At 68.5% G+C, this 14,451-nt stretch carries 13 protein-coding genes; 12 read left to right on the top strand and 1 reads right to left on the bottom strand.

All coding sequences use genetic code 11. From position 1 onward, the window contains the following. Positions 1–31: 31 nt before the first annotated feature. Positions 32–841, bottom strand: coding sequence for a C40 family peptidase (locus tag OG252_RS22350; RefSeq protein ID WP_266435361.1), 810 nt, complete (start codon positions 839–841; stop codon positions 32–34). A 746-nt stretch (positions 842–1,587) separates the two neighbouring features. Between OG252_RS22350 and OG252_RS22345 the strand changes: the two genes are divergently transcribed. The 12 genes from OG252_RS22345 to nuoL are packed head-to-tail and all read left to right on the top strand — an operon-like array spanning position 1,588 to position 14,447. Continuing rightward, complete coding sequence (locus OG252_RS22345) at positions 1,588–1,947, top strand: NADH-quinone oxidoreductase subunit A (protein ID WP_007383963.1); 360 nt, start codon at positions 1,588–1,590, stop codon at positions 1,945–1,947. A 13-nt stretch (positions 1,948–1,960) separates the two neighbouring features. Then, positions 1,961–2,515, top strand: a complete 555-nt coding sequence (locus tag OG252_RS22340) for a NuoB/complex I 20 kDa subunit family protein (RefSeq protein ID WP_018528252.1) — start codon at positions 1,961–1,963, stop codon at positions 2,513–2,515. Continuing rightward, the gene (locus tag OG252_RS22335) at positions 2,512–3,267 is read left to right on the top strand and encodes an NADH-quinone oxidoreductase subunit C (RefSeq protein ID WP_266435357.1); all 756 of its coding nucleotides are present in this window, start codon (positions 2,512–2,514) and stop codon (positions 3,265–3,267) included. The genes OG252_RS22340 and OG252_RS22335 overlap by 4 nt, the downstream gene beginning before the upstream one ends. Then, the gene (locus tag OG252_RS22330; protein ID WP_266435355.1) at positions 3,264–4,586 is read left to right on the top strand and encodes an NADH-quinone oxidoreductase subunit D; all 1,323 of its coding nucleotides are present in this window, start codon (positions 3,264–3,266) and stop codon (positions 4,584–4,586) included. The genes OG252_RS22335 and OG252_RS22330 overlap by 4 nt, the downstream gene beginning before the upstream one ends. Beyond that, positions 4,583–5,470 carry an NADH-quinone oxidoreductase subunit NuoE gene (nuoE, locus tag OG252_RS22325; protein ID WP_329338179.1) on the top strand — a complete coding sequence of 296 codons (888 nt, stop codon included), beginning with the start codon at positions 4,583–4,585 and terminating at the stop codon, positions 5,468–5,470. The genes OG252_RS22330 and nuoE overlap by 4 nt, the downstream gene beginning before the upstream one ends. Beyond that, positions 5,467–6,819, top strand: coding sequence for an NADH-quinone oxidoreductase subunit NuoF (gene nuoF, locus OG252_RS22320; protein ID WP_329338178.1), 1,353 nt, complete (start codon positions 5,467–5,469; stop codon positions 6,817–6,819). Before nuoE ends, nuoF begins: the two co-directional genes overlap by 4 nt. After that, positions 6,816–9,320 (top strand): NADH-quinone oxidoreductase subunit G, encoded by a 2,505-nt coding sequence (locus OG252_RS22315; protein ID WP_266435349.1) that lies wholly within the window; start codon positions 6,816–6,818, stop codon positions 9,318–9,320. The genes nuoF and OG252_RS22315 overlap by 4 nt, the downstream gene beginning before the upstream one ends. Continuing rightward, positions 9,317–10,681 carry an NADH-quinone oxidoreductase subunit NuoH gene (nuoH, locus tag OG252_RS22310; RefSeq protein ID WP_266435347.1) on the top strand — a complete coding sequence of 455 codons (1,365 nt, stop codon included), beginning with the start codon at positions 9,317–9,319 and terminating at the stop codon, positions 10,679–10,681. Before OG252_RS22315 ends, nuoH begins: the two co-directional genes overlap by 4 nt. Beyond that, positions 10,674–11,324, top strand: coding sequence for an NADH-quinone oxidoreductase subunit NuoI (gene nuoI, locus OG252_RS22305; protein ID WP_266435345.1), 651 nt, complete (start codon positions 10,674–10,676; stop codon positions 11,322–11,324). The genes nuoH and nuoI overlap by 8 nt, the downstream gene beginning before the upstream one ends. Further along, positions 11,321–12,163, top strand: coding sequence for an NADH-quinone oxidoreductase subunit J (locus tag OG252_RS22300; protein ID WP_266435343.1), 843 nt, complete (start codon positions 11,321–11,323; stop codon positions 12,161–12,163). Before nuoI ends, OG252_RS22300 begins: the two co-directional genes overlap by 4 nt. Continuing rightward, on the top strand, positions 12,160–12,459 hold the full coding sequence (gene nuoK / locus OG252_RS22295) for an NADH-quinone oxidoreductase subunit NuoK (RefSeq protein WP_004927567.1): 300 nt from the start codon (positions 12,160–12,162) through the stop codon (positions 12,457–12,459). Before OG252_RS22300 ends, nuoK begins: the two co-directional genes overlap by 4 nt. Before the next feature lie 14 nt (positions 12,460–12,473). Beyond that, positions 12,474–14,447: an NADH-quinone oxidoreductase subunit L gene (nuoL, locus tag OG252_RS22290; RefSeq protein ID WP_266435341.1), complete on the top strand. Its 1,974-nt coding sequence runs from the start codon at positions 12,474–12,476 to the stop codon at positions 14,445–14,447. Positions 14,448–14,451 lie beyond the last annotated feature (4 nt).

Genomic DNA, 14,451 nt, shown 5'->3' with positions numbered 1-14,451 from the left:
TGCGGCCCCATCCGTACTGTTGTCGCTCGCGTCAGAGCACCCGCACCGCTCCGGTCGGCGGGTCGTAGGACAGCGGCTTCTCGGCGACGCCCGTGGACGGGTTCTGCGCGCCGACGAACATGCCGTCACCGACGTACACCGCCACGTGGTACGCGCTGCCCGCGCTGCCCCAGTACAGGATGTCGCCCGGCAGCAGGTTGTCGAGCGAGACCTGGGTGCCGGCCGTCGACTGGTCCTGCGAGACGCGCGGCAGGTCGATGCCGACCTGCTTGAAGGCGGCCTGCATGAGGCCGGAGCAGTCCCAGGAGTTCGGGCCGGTGCCGCCGGAGACGTAGGCGTCACCGACCTGCGCCTTGGCGAAGGCGATGACCGCGGCGGCCGTGCCGGTGGCCGTGGACGTGCTCGTGGACGTGCTGGCGCTCGCCGAGGCGGACAGGGTGGCCCGCTCGGTGGTGCGGGACGCGCGCTCGGCAGCGGCCTTGCGAGCGGCCTCCTGGGCCGCCTTCTTCTTGTCCTCGGCCTTCTGCTTCGCCTCCGCGAGGTCCGCCTTGGCCTGCTTCGCGGCCTTTGCGGCGGCCGCGTCACGCTCGGCCTGCAGCTGGTAGTTCGCCGCCGCCTGCTGTGTGGCGTCGGCGGACTCGGCGACCTGCGTGGCCAGGTCGGCCGTCAGGGTGGGCAGTTCAAGCGTCTGCGTCACAGGCTCGGCAGCGTTCGCCGAACCCGACGCCCCGGCCACTGCCAGGGTGCTGAGAACGCCACCGGCAACTCCGGCCCGCATCGCGATTTTCGACGCGCTGCGGCGGGGCTTCCGGTGGCTGCGTATGTGAGCGGTGTGGGACATGAGAACAACCGGTATCAGGGGCTCCTCCATACCTTCAAGAAACGTGTGGTGCGCCACAGTTGTTCAATCGGTGTTCCGAACGCCGGGCGTGTCGTTCTTTATTGACGCCGTAACGGACATTGCGGACGCGAGTGATCATGCCTGTGATCATGGGCTTTCATTGTTACGCCCGAATTGCCCGCCACCTACCACTGGTTGGGACAGGTGGCCAACCCCGCTTCTCGTGGGCTTCTCGGGGGTGTGGTGGAGGTCACGCAACGGTTACGAGTGCGGGTGCGTCCGGTGTGCGGAACGCGTCGAGCCGAGCTCGTGAATGTGTGCACGCGTCCACACCGCGCACCGCGGCTCCCCCTGATGTGTGAACGCGGTCCTCTATCAAGGTGTCGCGTCCAGCACCAATTTGCATGCAAGGGAAGTCTCTTGATATGGAGACTCACCTTTCGACCTGCACCGACGAGCGAAACTGTCACGTCTGGTGATCACTCGGACGCTTCTCGTACGAAGATCGACACTCGTCCGGCTTCATGATCCTTCGTCAGGTGGTGGAGATCACAAAGCTTGTGCAATACCCCGTGTCGCAGATCACAGAGCGGCAGGCATAAGATGCGAGGCAGTTGGGCTTGTGACCTGCTTCACATGTTCGCGATCTTCGCCGGGACTAGCGGGGCTCTCGGGACATGTGAGGCGGATGTGAGTCCGATGTGCCATCGCCAGCAGTCAGTGCCGACTGAGAGGAGCGAGGAGCGGTGAACGCGTATGCGCCCATCCTCGTACTGGGAGCCCTCGGGGCAGGCTTTGCGATCTTCTCCGTGGTCATGGCCACGCTGATCGGTCCGAAGCGGTACAACCGGGCCAAGCTCGAGGCCTACGAGTGCGGGATCGAGCCGACCCCCACGCCGGCCGGCGGCGGGCGCTTCCCCATCAAGTACTACCTGACGGCGATGCTCTTCATCGTCTTCGACATCGAGATCGTCTTCCTCTACCCCTGGGCCGTCACCTTCGACGCCCTGGGTGTTTTCGGGCTCGTGGAGATGCTGCTCTTCGTGCTCACCGTCTTCGTCGCGTACGCGTACGTATGGCGGCGCGGCGGCCTGGAATGGGACTGAGGGGCCTTTAGCCATGGGACTCGAAGAAAAGCTGCCGAGCGGTTTCCTGCTGACCACCGTCGAGCAGGCCGCGGGCTGGGTGCGCAAGTCGTCCGTCTTCCCCGCCACCTTCGGCCTCGCCTGCTGTGCCATCGAGATGATGACCACCGGCGCCGGCCGCTACGACCTGGCGCGCTTCGGCATGGAGGTCTTCCGCGGTTCGCCGCGGCAGGCGGACCTGATGATCGTCGCCGGCCGGGTCAGCCAGAAGATGGCGCCGGTGCTCCGGCAGGTCTACGACCAGATGCCGAACCCGAAGTGGGTGATCTCCATGGGGGTCTGCGCCTCCTCGGGCGGCATGTTCAACAACTACGCCATCGTCCAGGGCGTCGACCACATCGTGCCGGTCGACATCTATCTGCCCGGCTGCCCGCCACGGCCCGAGATGCTGATGGACGCCATCCTCAAGCTCCACCAGAAGATCCAGTCCTCCAAGCTCGGCGTGAACGCCGAGGAGGCGGCCCGTGAGGCGGAGGAAGCGGCGCTCAAGGCCCTGCCGACGATCGAGATGAAGGGGCTGCTGCGGTGAGCGACGCGAACGGCACCAACGGGGCGTCGAACGGGGTGAATCCCGAAAAGGACCTCGGCGCCTCCAACCTCCCCGGCCAGCGCGGCGAGGGCGGTGAGGAGATCCGCGTCCAGCGCGGCATGTTCGGCGCCAACAACGGCGGCGACACCTCCGGCTACGGCGGCCTGGTCCGCTCCATCCGGCTCCCGGGCCCGACGAGCCGCCCCTACGGGGGATGGTTCGACGAGGTCGCCGACGAGCTGGAAGGCGCGCTGGAAGAGCAGGGCCTCCTCCCCGAGAACGCGATCGAGAAGACGGTCGTCGACCGCGACGAGCTCACCTTCCACATCGAACGCGAGCACCTGTTGCGCGTCGCCCGCACCCTGCGCGACGACCCCGCCCTGCGCTTCGAGCTGTGCACGGGCGTGAGCGGGGTCCACTACCCGCACGACAAGGGTCGCGAGCTGCACGCCGTCTACCACCTGCGCTCGATCACCCACAACCGGCTGATCCGCCTGGAAGTCAGCGCTCCGGACAGCGACCGGCACATCCCGTCGCTGGTCTCCGTGTATCCGACCAACGACTGGCACGAGCGCGAGACCTACGACTTCTTCGGCATCGTCTTCGACGGTCACCCGGCCCTGACGCGGATCATGATGCCGGACGACTGGCAGGGCCACCCGCAGCGCAAGGACTACCCCCTCGGCGGCATCCCCGTCGAGTACAAGGGCGCCCAGATCCCGGCTCCGGACCAGCGGAGGTCGTACTCGTGAGCACTTCCCACGCCTCCCCCAGGGAGACCACCGAAGGCACCGTATACACGGTCACCGGCGGCGACTGGGACGAGGTCGTCCAGTCCGCGGCCCGCGCCGACGACGAGCGCATCGTCGTCAACATGGGCCCCCAGCACCCCTCCACCCACGGCGTGCTGCGCCTCATCCTGGAGATCGACGGCGAGACGGTCACCGAAGCCCGGTGCGGCATCGGCTACCTCCACACCGGCATCGAGAAGAACACCGAGTTCCGCACGTGGACGCAGGGCACCACGTTCGTGACGCGCATGGACTACCTGACGTCCTTCTTCAACGAGACCGCCTACTGCCTCGCCGTCGAGAAGCTCCTCGGCATCGAGGACCAGATCCCCGACCGCGCCACCCTCATCCGGGTGCTCCTGATGGAGCTGAACCGGCTGTCCTCGCACCTGGTGTGCATCGCCACCGGCGGCATGGAACTCGGCGCCACCACGATCATGATCTACGGATTCCGTGATCGTGAAATGATTCTCGACATCTACGAGCTCATCACGGGCCTGCGGATGAACCACGCGTACATCCGCCCCGGCGGACTCGCGCAGGACCTGCCGCCCGGCGCGGTGGACCACATCCGCGAGTTCGTGAAGAAGATGAAGAAGAACCTCCCGGAGTACGACAAGCTCGCCACCGGGAACCCCATCTTCAAGGCCCGCATGCAGGACGTCGGCTATCTCGACCTGACCGGCTGCATGGCCCTCGGCGCCACCGGCCCGATCCTGCGCTCCGCCGGCCTGCCGCACGACCTGCGCAAGTCGCAGCCGTACTGCGGCTACGAGACGTTCGACTTCGACATCCCCACCGCCGATTCCTGCGACTCCTACGGCCGCTTCCTGATCCGGCTGGAGGAGATGCGTCAGTCCCTCAGGATCGTCGAGCAGTGCCTGGACCGGCTGCAGCCCGGCCCGGTCATGGTCGCCGACAAGAAGATCGCCTGGCCCGCCCAGCTCGCCCTGGGGCCGGACGGTCTGGGCAACTCCCTCGACCACATCAAGAAGATCATGGGCACCTCCATGGAGGCCCTGATCCACCACTTCAAGCTGGTCACCGAGGGCTTCCGGGTACCGCCGGGACAGGCGTACGCGGCCGTCGAGTCGCCCAAGGGCGAGCTCGGGGTGCACGCCGTCTCCGACGGAGGCACCCGCCCCTACCGGGTCCACTTCCGGGACCCGTCCTTCACCAACCTGCAGGCGATGGCGGCGATGTGCGAGGGCGGCCAGGTCGCCGACGTCATCGTCGCTGTCGCGTCCATCGACCCCGTGATGGGAGGCGTCGACCGGTGACCACCTCTTCTTCGGAGCGGGGCGTCAGCCTGGGCATGCCCGAGCTGCCCGCGCCCGCATACCCGGACGACGTCCGCACCCGGCTGGAGACGGACGCGCGGGAGATCATCGCCCGCTATCCGGACTCCCGCTCGGCCCTGCTGCCGTTGCTGCATCTCGTGCAGTCGGAGGAGGGCCATGTCACGCGCACCGGGATGCAGTTCTGCGCGGACGTGCTCCGCCTGACCACGGCCGAGGTCACCGCGGTCGCCACCTTCTACACCATGTACCGGCGCCGGCCGAGCGGTGACTACCAGGTCGGCGTCTGCACCAACACGCTGTGCGCGGTCATGGGCGGCGACGCGATCTTCGAGTCCCTCCAGGAGCACCTGGGCGTCGGCAACGGCGGGACCACCGAGGACGGCAAGGTCACCCTGGAGCACATCGAGTGCAACGCGGCCTGCGACTTCGCGCCGGTCGTGATGGTCAACTGGGAGTTCTTCGACAACCAGACCCCGGCGAGCGCCAAGCGCCTCGTCGACGACCTGATCGAGGGGCGGCCGGTCGAGCCCACGCGCGGGGCGCCGCTGTGCACCTTCAAGGAGACCGCCCGGATCCTGGCCGGCTTCCCCGACGAGCGGCCCGGGGCGGTCGACGCGAGCGGCGGAGCGGGACCCGCTTCGCTGGTGGGCCTTCGCCTGGCAAGGGGAGAGGCCGCACCCGCGCGCGTGGTCCATCCGCGCGACGGCGGACCGCACGACGGCGGACCGCACGACGAGCCGCACGACACAGCGGTGCACCACCCGTCACCGACGGAGCACTTGAGCTCGCACGACGCGCCGCAGGACACGTCGGCCTCCGACCCGGCCCACCCGGCAGGGCCTACCGCCGAGGAGGGGGAGTGATGACCTTGGCACCCGAGATCAAAGACACCAGCCCCGAGAAGCTGCTCGCACCCGTGCTGTCGGCCTTCTGGGACGAGGACAGGTCCTGGACGCTGGACGTCTACCGAAGGCACGAAGGGTACGAGGGACTCCGCAAGGCGCTCGCCATGTCGCCGGACGACCTGATCGCGTACGTCAAGGACTCCGGTCTGCGCGGTCGCGGCGGTGCGGGATTCCCCACGGGAATGAAATGGCAGTTCATTCCCCAGGGGGATGGAAAGCCGCACTATCTAGTTGTCAACGCCGACGAGTCGGAGCCCGGAACGTGCAAGGACATTCCGCTCCTCTTCGCGAACCCGCATAGCCTCATCGAGGGCATTGTCATCGCGTGTTATGCCATCAGGTCTTCGCATGCCTTCATCTATCTGCGCGGTGAAGTCGTCCCTGTGTTGCGGCGGTTGCACGAGGCCGTGCGTGAGGCCTACGAGGCGGGCTACCTGGGCGAGAACATCCTGGGCAGCGGACTCGACCTCCAGCTCACCGTGCACGCGGGCGCGGGCGCGTACATCTGCGGTGAGGAGACCGCACTGCTCGACTCGCTCGAAGGCCGCCGGGGTCAACCGCGGCTCCGTCCCCCTTTCCCTGCTGTCGCGGGCCTCTATGCGTGCCCGACTGTTGTGAATAACGTCGAGTCGATCGCGTCGGTTCCCGCCATCCTGCAAAAAGGAAAGGAATGGTTCAGGTCGATGGGCAGCGAGAAGTCCCCGGGCTTCACGCTCTACTCGCTCAGCGGCCACGTCGCCAGCCCCGGCCAGTACGAGGCCCCGCTCGGCATCACCCTGCGCCAACTCCTCCAGATGAGCGGCGGGATGAGGCCCGGGCACCGGCTGAAGTTCTGGACGCCCGGCGGCTCCTCGACGCCGATGTTCACCGAGGAGCACCTCGACGTCCCTCTTGACTACGAAGGAGTGGGCGCCGCGGGTTCCATGCTCGGCACAAAGGCTCTGCAGTGCTTCGACGAGACGACCTGCGTCGTGCGTGCCGTGACCCGCTGGACCGAGTTCTACGCCCACGAGTCCTGCGGCAAGTGCACACCGTGCCGTGAAGGGACGTACTGGCTCGTGCAGTTGCTGCGCGACATCGAGGCCGGCAAGGGCGTCATGTCCGACCTCGACAAGCTGAACGACATCGCCGACAACATCAACGGCAAGTCCTTCTGCGCCCTCGGCGACGGCGCCGCCTCGCCGATCTTCTCCTCGCTCAAGTACTTCCGCGAGGAGTACGAGCAGCACATCACGGGCCGTGGCTGCCCCTTCGACCCGGCCAAGTCGACGGCCTGGGCCGACCACCGCACGGAGGTGAACGCATGACCGTGACCACCAACGCTCCTTCGGGCGGGGGAGAGGCGGCGGTCCCGCCGGAAGATCTCGTGTCGCTGACGATCGACGGCGTGGAGATCAGCGTGCCCAAGGGCACCCTGGTCATCCGGGCCGCCGAGCAACTCGGCATCGAGATCCCCCGGTTCTGCGACCACCCTCTCCTCGACCCGGCCGGCGCCTGCCGCCAGTGCATCGTCGAGGTCGAGGGCCAGCGCAAGCCCATGGCGTCGTGCACCATCACCTGCACGGACGGGATGGTGGTGAAGACCCACCTCACCTCGCCGGTCGCCGAGAAGGCACAGCACGGTGTGATGGAGCTGCTCCTCATCAACCACCCGCTGGACTGCCCGGTCTGCGACAAGGGCGGCGAGTGCCCGCTGCAGAACCAGGCCATGTCGCACGGTCAGGCCGAGTCCCGCTTCGAGGGAAAGAAGCGGACCTACGAGAAGCCCGTGCCGATCTCCACGCAGGTGCTGCTCGACCGTGAGCGGTGCGTGCTGTGCGCCCGCTGCACCCGGTTCTCCAACCAGGTCGCGGGCGACCCGATGATCGAGCTGATCGAGCGGGGCGCGCTCCAGCAGGTCGGCACCGGTGAGGGCGACCCCTTCGAGTCGTACTTCTCCGGCAACACCATCCAGATCTGCCCGGTCGGCGCGCTGACCTCGGCGGCGTACCGATTCCGCTCCCGCCCCTTCGACCTGGTCTCCTCGCCGTCCGTGTGCGAGCACTGCTCCGGCGGTTGCGCCACGCGCACCGACCACCGGCGCGGCAAGGTCATGCGGCGGCTCGCGGCCGAGGACCCCGAGGTCAACGAGGAGTGGATCTGCGACAAGGGGCGCTTCGCATTCCGGTACGCCCAGCAGCGGGACCGGCTCCAGCACCCGCTGGTGCGCAACGCCGAGGGCGACCTCGTGCCGGCGTCCTGGCCGGAGGCGTTGCAGATCGCCGCTCAGGGCCTGCTCGCCTCACGGGCCCGGACCGGTGTCCTGACCGGCGGCCGGCTCACCATCGAGGACGCCTACGCCTACAGCAAGTTCGCGCGCGTGGCGCTCGACACCAACGACATCGACTTCCGCGCGCGCGTGCACAGCCCCGAGGAGGCCGACTTCCTGGCCGCCCGGGTCGCCGGACGCGGCCGGGACCTCGACGGTACGGGCGTCACGTACACCGCCCTGGAGAAGGCACCCGCCGTTCTGCTGGTCGGGTTCGAGGCCGAGGAGGAGGCGCCCGGCGTCTTCCTCCGGCTGCGCAAGGCCTGGCGCAAGCACGGGCAGAAGGTGTTCTCCCTCGCCACGCACGCCACGCGTGGCCTGGAGAAGGCCGGCGGCACGCTGCTGCCCGCAGCTCCCGGCACCGAGACCGAGTGGCTGGACGCGCTCGCGAGCGGGGTCGGTCTGGAGGACGACGGCGCGAAGGCCTCCGAGGCGCTGCGTACCGAGGGCGCGGTGATCCTCGTGGGCGAGCGGCTGGCCGCCGTGGCGGGCGGGCTGACCGCCGCGGTACGGGCCGCTTCGGCGACCGGCGCCCAGTTGGTGTGGATCCCGCGCCGGGCGGGGGAGCGCGGTGCCGTCGAGGCGGGCGCGCTGCCCACGCTGCTGCCGGGCGGGCGTCCGGCCACCGACCCGCGCGCGCGGGACGAGGTCGCCGTGGCCTGGGGCCTGGCCGAACTCCCGCACCGCTACGGGCGCGACACCGGCCAGATCGTCGAGGCCGCCGCCGGCGGTGAGCTCCAGGCGCTGCTGGTCGCGGGCGTCGAGGTCGCCGACCTGCCCGACCCGGCACGCGCGCGTGAGGCGCTGCGAGAGGTCGGCTTCCTGGTGTCGCTGGAACTGCGGCCCAGCGAGGTCACCGAACTCGCGGACGTCGTCCTGCCGGTGGCCGCGGTCGCCGAGAAGGCCGGCACCTTCCTCAACTGGGAGGGCAGGGTGCGCTTCTTCGAGGCCGCGCTCAAGCCCGACCACATGACCCGGCGCCTCGCACCCACCGACGCGCGCGTGCTGCAGATGCTGGCCGACGCCATGGACGTACACCTGGGTCTGCCGGATCTGCGGACCGCGCGTGCGGAGCTGGACCGGCTCGGGGCCTGGGACGGCCCCCGGGCCACCGAACCCCTGGAGACCGCCGCGCAGTTGCCGCGGCCGGCCGCCGGTGAGGCCGTACTGGCCGGGCACCGGCTGCTGCTCGACCAGGGCGTCCTCCAGGAGGGCGACGAGGCGCTCGCCGGGACGCGGCACGCGGCCCACGCGCGCGTGTCGCCCGCAACGGCTGCCGAAGCCGGGGTGAAGGACGGCGACCTGCTCGCTGTGACCGCGAGCACCGGAACGGTCGAACTGCCCCTCAGGATCACCGAGATGCCCGACCGCGTGGTCTGGCTCCCGCTGAACTCCCTGGGTGGCGGCGTCGCCTCCGACACCGGGGCGCTGCCCGGCGCACTCGTCCGCATCGGTCCGGCGACGCTCGCCGCCGAAGCCCCCAAGGAGGTGGAGGCATGAGCCCGTACCTCGCCGCTGAAGACCTCTCGATGTTCGGCACCGACCCCTGGTGGCTGGTCGTCGTCAAGGCGGTGTTCTGCTTCGCCTTCCTGATGGTGACCGTGCTGTTCTCCATCGTCTGGGAGCGCAAGGTCGTCGCCTGGATGCAGCTGCGCATCGGGCCCAACCGGCACGGCCCCTGGGGCATGCTCCAGTCGCTCGCCGACGGCATCAAGCTGATGCTCAAGGAAGACCTCGTCGTCAAGCGCGCGGACAAGGTGGTGTACATCCTCGCGCCGATCGTCGCGGCCATCCCGGCCTTCATGGCGATCGCGGTGATCCCCTTCGGGCCGGCCGGCAACGAGATCTCGATCTTCGGCCACCGCACCGCGATGCAGCTCACCGACCTGCCGATCGCGATGCTCTACATCCTCGCGGTCGCCTCGGTCGGCATCTACGGCATCGTCCTCGCGGGCTGGAGCTCCGGATCCACCTATCCGCTCCTCGGCGGTCTGCGCTCCTGCGCGCAGATGATCTCGTACGAGATCGCCATGGGCGCCGCGTTCGCCTCGGTGTTCCTCTACTCGGGGTCGATGTCGACCTCGACGATCGTCGAGCAGCAGCAGGACCGCTGGTACATCGTCCTGCTGCCGGTCTCCTTCGTGATCTACATCGTGACGATGGTGGGCGAGACCAACCGCGCCCCCTTCGACATGCCGGAGTCCGAGGGCGACCTGGTGGGCGGCTTCAACACCGAGTACTCGTCGATCAAGTTCGCGATGTTCATGCTCGCCGAGTACGTGAACATGGTGACGGTCTCCGCCGTGTCCGTGACGCTCTTCCTGGGCGGCTGGCGGGCTCCATGGCCGGTCAGCACCTTCTGGGAGGGCGCGAACCACGGCTGGTGGCCGATGCTCTGGTTCGTCGTCAAGGTGCAGCTGCTGCTGTTCTTCTTCATCTGGCTGCGCGGCACCCTCCCGCGGGTCCGCTACGACCAGCTGATGAAGCTCGGCTGGAAGGTCCTCATCCCGGTCTCCCTGGTGTGGCTGATGCTCGTGGCCACCGTGCGGACCCTCAGGAACGAGAACTACGACTTCGCCGACATCGCCCTCTACATCGGCGGCGGCGTCCTCGCCCTGCTGCTGCTCTCCTTCGTCGTCGACATGTTCCGCGAGAAGGCGAGGGTGGCCGAGCGGCCCCTCGAGGAACCGGTCGGCTTCGACCCGATGGCGGGCGGGTTCCCCGTGCCTCCGCTGCCGGGGCAGGAGCTTCCGCCGGTGCCGCGGCGCAGTCCGCGCCGCGAGCGCGAGTTGATTGTCAGTGGTGGCCCGGATACTGCGAGTGACGGATCTTCGGATGGAAAGGAGGCGTCCGATGGCTGAGGAGCCCAAGGAGGCCGGGCAGACGAAGCCTGGCTTCCAGAACCCTGTGGCCGGCTTCGGCGTGACCTTCAAGGCCATGTTCAAGAAGCGGCTGACCGAGCAGTACCCGGAGCAGCAGAAGACCACTGCCCCCCGGTTCCACGGACGGCACCAGCTCAACCGCCATCCGGACGGCCTGGAGAAGTGCGTCGGCTGCGAATTGTGCGCCTGGGCCTGCCCCGCCGACGCCATCTATGTGGAGGGCGCCGACAACACCGACGAGGAGCGCTACTCGCCGGGCGAGCGGTACGGCCGCGTCTACCAGATCAACTACGCCCGCTGCATCCTGTGCGGCCTGTGCATCGAGGCGTGCCCCACGCGCGCGCTCACGATGACCAACGAGTTCGAGCTGGCCGACTCCAGCCGCGCCAACCTCATCTACACCAAGGAGCAGCTGCTCGCCGGCCTCGAAGAGGGCATGGTCGACAGCCCGCACTCCATCTTCCCGGGGACGGACGAGCAGGACTACTACCGGGGCCTGGTGACCGAGGCCGCGCCCGGCACGGTGCAGCAGGTCGCGCTCTCCAAGGGAGAGGTTCCGCAGGAGGCCGCGTCGACCTTCGGCGAGGACGAGCCGACGTCGGAGAAGGTGATCGGCCGATGAGCGCGCAACTCGCCGCCTACTCCACCTCCACCGGAGAGGCCTTCCAGTTCTGGGTCCTCGGCACCGTCGCCGTGATCGGCGCCCTGTGCACCGTCTTCATGAAGCGGGCCGTGCACAGTGCGCTCTGTCTCGCCGGAACCATGATCATCCTGGCGGTGTTCTACCTCGCCAACGGCGCCTATTTCCTCGGCGTCGTCCAGATCGTCGTCTACACCGGCGCGATCATGATGCTGTTCCTGTTCGTGGTGATGCTCGTCGGCGTCACGGCGGCGGACTCCCTGAAGGAGACCATCAAGGGCCAGCGCTGGCTGGCCCTGACCTGCGGGCTCGGCTTCGGCATCCTGCTGTTCGCGGGCATCGGCAACGCCTCCCTGACGGAGTTCAGCGGCCTCGCTCAGGCGAACGCGAGCGGCAATGTGGAGGGCCTGGCGGCCCTCATCTTCACGAAGTACGTCTTCGCCTTCGAGATCACCGGCGCCCTGCTGATCACGGCCGCCGTCGGCGCCATGGTGCTCACCCACCGCGAGCGCACCGAGCGGGCCAAGACCCAGCGCGAGCTGTCCGAGGAGCGCGTCCGCGAGGGCAAGCACCTGCCGCCGCTGCCGGCGCCCGGTGTGTACGCCCGGCACAACGCCGTGGACATCGCGGGCCTGCTGCCCGACGGCACCCCGTCCGACCTCACCGTCAGCAAGACGCTGCGGGAGCGCGGCCAGATCCGTGACGTGTCACAGGAGGCGCTCAACGACCTGCGGGCTCTGGAGCAGCGCGCCGAGGAGCGCCTGGAGCGCACCGGGATCGAGCAGGCCAACCTCAAGCGGGCCGAGGAGGCGTCGAAGTGAACCCCGTCAACTACCTCTATCTCGCCGCCCTGTTGTTCACGATCGGCGCCACCGGGGTGCTGATCAGGCGCAACGCGATCGTGGTCTTCATGTGCGTCGAGCTGATGCTCAACGCCTGCAACCTCGCGTTCGTCGCCTTCTCCCGGATGCACGGCAACCTCGACGGCCAGATCATCGCCTTCTTCACGATGGTCGTCGCCGCCGCGGAGGTCGTGGTCGGGCTCGCGATCATCGTGTCGCTGTTCCGTTCCCGCCACTCGGCCTCGGTCGACGACGCCAGCCTGATGAAGCTGTAAGGGGTCGCTGAACCGTGACTAATGCTGAGAACCTGATTGCGCTGCTCGTCGCGGCGCCCCTGCTCGGAGCGGCGGTCCTGCTGTGCGGCGGCCGCAGGCTGGACGCCGTCGGCCACTGGATCGGCACGGCCCTGGCCGCCGCGTCCTTCGTGTTCGGTGCGATCCTCTTCGTCGACCTGCTCGGCAAGGACGCCGAGCACCGGACACTGACCCAGCATCTGTTCAGCTGGGTGCCTGTCGAGGGCTTCCAGGCGGACGTCGCCTTCCAGCTCGACCAGTTGTCGATGACGTTCGTGCTGCTGATCACCGGCGTCGGCTCGCTGATCCACCTGTACTCGGTCGGGTACATGGAGCACGACGAGCGGCGCCGCCGCTTCTTCGGCTATCTGAACCTGTTCCTCGCGGCGATGCTGCTGCTCGTCCTCGCCGACAACTACCTGCTGCTGTACGTCGGCTGGGAGGGCGTCGGTCTCGCCTCCTACCTGCTGATCGGCTTCTGGCAGCACAAGCCCAGCGCCGCCACCGCCGCCAAGAAGGCCTTCCTGGTCAACCGCGTCGGCGACGTGGGCCTGTCGATCGCGATCATGCTGATGTTCACGACCTTCGGAACCTTCGCCTTCGGCCCGGTGCTCGGCACCCATGAGGAGCCGGGACTCGTCGCAGACACCTCCGAGGCCACGCTCACCGGCATCGCACTGATGCTGCTGCTCGCCGCCTGCGGCAAGTCCGCCCAGGTGCCGCTGCAGTCCTGGCTCGGGGACGCGATGGAGGGCCCGACCCCGGTCTCGGCCCTCATCCACGCCGCGACGATGGTGACCGCGGGCGTGTACCTGATCGTCCGCTCCGGGGCCATCTTCAACGCGGCGCCCGACGCGCAACTCGTCGTCACCATCGTCGGCGCCGTCACGCTCCTGTTCGGTGCGATCGTCGGTTGCGCGAAGGACGACATCAAGAAGGCGCTGGCCGGCTCGACCATGTCGCAGATCGGCTACATGGTCCTGGCCGCGGGCCTCGGCCCCATCGGCTATGTCTTCGCGATCATGCACCTGGTGACGCACGGCTTCTTCAAGGCCGGACTGTTCCTCGGCGCCGGTTCGGTCATGCACGGCATGAACGACGAGGTCGACATGCGCAAGTACGGCGGCCTCAGGAAGTACATGCCGGTCACCTTCGTCACCTTCGGGCTCGGCTACCTCGCCATTATCGGCTTTCCCGGCCTGTCCGGCTTCTTCTCCAAGGACAAGATCATCGAGGCGGCCTTCGCCAAGGGCGGCACCGAGGGCTGGATCCTCGGCGGTTGCGCCCTGCTGGGCGCGGCCATCACGGCGTACTACATGACGCGCGTGATGCTGATGACGTTCTTCGGAGAAGAACGCTGGCGTCACACCAAGACGGCCTCTCCGGCCGAGCCGAGTGTGGAGCCCGCAGCCGAGCACCGCGGCGAGCACGCGGAACCGCACCCGCACGAGTCGCCGAGGTCCATGACGATCCCCATGATTGTGCTGGCCTTCGGATCGGTGTTCGCGGGTGGCTTCTTCAGCATCGGCGACCGCTTCCTGCACTGGCTGGAACCCGTCACCGGCCACGACCACGGAAACCCGCCGGTCAGCGCGCTGACGGTCACCCTCGCCACGATGGTGGTGCTGGTCGTCGGCGTGGCGATCGCCTGGGCCCAGTACGGCCGCCGCCCGGTCCCGGTCCTCGCCCCGCGCGGGTCGCTGCTCACCCGGGCCGCCCGGCGCGACCTGCTCCAGGACGACTTCAACCACGTGGTCCTGGTCCGCGGCGGCGAGCACCTCACGCGCTCCCTGGTGTACGTCGACCACACCCTGGTCGACGGCGTCGTCAACGGTACGGCGGCCTCGATGGGTGGCCTCTCCGGGCGGATGCGCAAGCTGCAGAACGGCTTCGCACGGTCGTACGCGGTCTCGATGTTCGGCGGTGCGGCGGTCCTCGTCGCCGCGACCCTGCTGATGAGGGCGGTCTGATTAC

The organism is Streptomyces sp. NBC_01352 (assembly GCF_036237295.1).
GTDB lineage: Bacteria > Actinomycetota > Actinomycetes > Streptomycetales > Streptomycetaceae > Streptomyces > Streptomyces plumbiresistens.
This window is presented reverse-complemented; position numbering and strand designations above follow the sequence as displayed.

Excerpts from the sequence above, each read along its gene's own strand:
- OG252_RS22350 (WP_266435361.1), bottom strand. The coding sequence starts at position 841 with ATGTCCCACACCGCTCACATACGCAGCCACCGGAAGCCCCGCCGCAGC.
- OG252_RS22340 (WP_018528252.1), top strand. The coding sequence starts at position 1,961 with ATGGGACTCGAAGAAAAGCTGCCGAGCGGTTTCCTGCTGACCACCGTC.
- OG252_RS22315 (WP_266435349.1), top strand. The coding sequence starts at position 6,816 with ATGACCGTGACCACCAACGCTCCTTCGGGCGGGGGAGAGGCGGCGGTC.
- nuoH (WP_266435347.1), top strand. The coding sequence starts at position 9,317 with ATGAGCCCGTACCTCGCCGCTGAAGACCTCTCGATGTTCGGCACCGAC.
- nuoI (WP_266435345.1), top strand. The coding sequence starts at position 10,674 with ATGGCTGAGGAGCCCAAGGAGGCCGGGCAGACGAAGCCTGGCTTCCAG.
- OG252_RS22300 (WP_266435343.1), top strand. The coding sequence starts at position 11,321 with ATGAGCGCGCAACTCGCCGCCTACTCCACCTCCACCGGAGAGGCCTTC.